The following is a 2,016-nucleotide window of genomic DNA, read 5'->3' as shown; positions in this document are numbered from 1 at the left end:
CCTTCGTTCTCGTAGGCGAAGGATCGGTGTGTGAGGGCAAGACGAAGAGTCCCGGGGTCAATATGGACCCCGAGACTCTTCAGAAGCTCATTCGTATCTGCCAACTCCTACCGGGTCCGCAGATCAGGCGTCAGCGACTTTGCGGCCCTTGTACTCGTAGAACAGGGGGGTATCGGCAGAGTCGGTCACCAGCTTGGCCTGGTGAGGACGGCTGTAGACGACACGGCCGTTCTCCACAGTCTTCACCAGGGTAGGCACTTCTGCCTTCCACTGGGAGCGGCGGTGACGGGTGTTGGCACGGGACTTCTTCCGCTTCGGAACAGCCACGGTGTCTCTCTTCTCTCTCGTTGACGGACAGTGTCTAGGGGATCAAGTGTAGGCGGTCGGCGAGGCTTAGGCCTCGTCGTCGCCGTCATTTAGTTGGTTCTTCAGGCCCTGCAGTGCAGCCCAGCGGGGATCGACCTGCTCGTGCTCATGCTCTGGGTCCTCCTCCATGCGGAATCCGCACTCTGAGCAGAGCCCTGGGCAGTCATCCCGGCAGACCGGCTGGAACGGAAAAGCCGAGACCATCAGGTCGCGGAGGACAGGTTCGACGTCGACCATCAGGTCTTCGCCGACTGCCCGGTTCTCTTCGTCCTCGCCGGTATCCGTCCCCTGGGCTTTATCGGCCCAGCTGAACAGCTGCATCACATCGACCGTCAGCGGGTAGCTGATGGGGTCCAGGCAGCGGCCGCATTCGCCCACTACCTCCGCCGAGGTGGTGCCGGTCATCAGCACTCCCTCATGCACGGACTCGATCCGAAGATCCACCGCGAGGTTGCTGCCTTCCGGGATACCCACCAGCACAGTGGAAAAGCCCACCGGTGCTGGTACGTCCCGTGACAGTATTTCCTGCGCGCCGGGGTGATCCTTAAGCTGTTTGACGTCCACCTGCAGAGGCCCGGTCTGGCCGGTGCTCTGGGGATGTTTCACAACAGACCAGCCTACCACGGCTTAGAGCTGGCCAGCGAATTCCTTGAGCCATGCCCGCAGATCCGGACCCAGATCCTCACGATCCACCGCCAGAGTCACCACAGCCTTGATATAGCTGAGCTTATCCCCGGTGTCATACCGACGACCACGGAAAATCACCGCATGCACACCGCCGCCCTCAGCGGCCGGTTTGCCAGCCATAGCCTGCAAAGCGTCAGTGAGCTGAATCTCATTACCCTTACCCGGAGGAGTCTGCTCCAACTGAGCAAAGATCGCCGGATGCAGCACATACCGACCAATAATGGCCAGGTTCGACGGCGCATCCTCAACCGCAGGCTTCTCCACGAGCCCCTGTACCGGCACCACCTGCGCGCCCTCTTCCTGATCCGCTCCCCCGGCATCAACCACACCATAGGAAGAGACGTTCTCCTCAGGAACCTCCATCACCGCGATCACCGAACCACCCAACTGCTGCTGGGTTTCCATCATCGTGGTCAGAAGCTCATCACGGGGATCAATCAGATCATCACCTAAGAGCACCGCGAAAGGCTCATCACCGACGTGCTGCTTCCCGCACAGCACCGCATGACCAAGACCTTTAGCCTCACCCTGACGCACATAGTGGATATCCCCCAGCTGGGTGGCATGCCGGACCGCTTCGAGCTTCTTGGTATCGCCCTTAGCTTCCAGAGTGGCTTCCAGATTCGGGGCCCGGTCGAAATGATCCTCCATGGCACGCTTATTACGCCCGGTGATCATCAAAATGTCATCAATACCAGCTTTGGAAGCCTCAGCCACCACGTACTGGATAGCAGGCTCATCCACCACCGGCAGCATCTCTTTAGGCATCGCCTTAGTGGCAGGAAGGAAGCGTGTGCCCAGGCCAGCAGCCGGAATCACAGCTTTTCGAATGGGGGTCGCATTGCTCATGGGCACACCTTACCGTTTTTGATCTGGAAGAAGTCTGAACTCTTTAGGAGGCGTCGCTCAGCCGGCGGTGCACCGCGTGCGGGACGGACTCTGCAATGTCACCGCCGAGCGTGT

At 60.0% G+C, this 2,016-nt stretch carries 3 protein-coding genes; all 3 read right to left on the bottom strand.

The features are described 5' to 3' along the window. Positions 1-123: 123 nt before the first annotated feature. Positions 124-327: a 50S ribosomal protein L32 gene (rpmF, locus tag TX78_RS05820; RefSeq protein WP_044494594.1), complete on the bottom strand. Its 204-nt coding sequence runs from the start codon at positions 325-327 to the stop codon at positions 124-126. 66 nt (positions 328-393) lie between these two features. After that, positions 394-972 carry a YceD family protein gene (locus tag TX78_RS05815; protein ID WP_101750624.1) on the bottom strand — a complete coding sequence of 193 codons (579 nt, stop codon included), beginning with the start codon at positions 970-972 and terminating at the stop codon, positions 394-396. 21 nt (positions 973-993) lie between these two features. After that, positions 994-1,902, bottom strand: a complete 909-nt coding sequence (galU, locus tag TX78_RS05810) for a UTP--glucose-1-phosphate uridylyltransferase GalU (RefSeq protein WP_044494593.1) — start codon at positions 1,900-1,902, stop codon at positions 994-996. Positions 1,903-2,016: the final 114 nt, after the last annotated feature.

The sequence above is a fragment of the Nesterenkonia massiliensis genome, from assembly GCF_000455245.1.
Taxonomy (GTDB): Bacteria; Actinomycetota; Actinomycetes; order Actinomycetales; family Micrococcaceae; genus Nesterenkonia; species Nesterenkonia rhizosphaerae.
The sequence above is the reverse complement of the archived record's forward strand: the minus strand, read 5'-3'. Positions and strand labels throughout refer to the sequence as shown.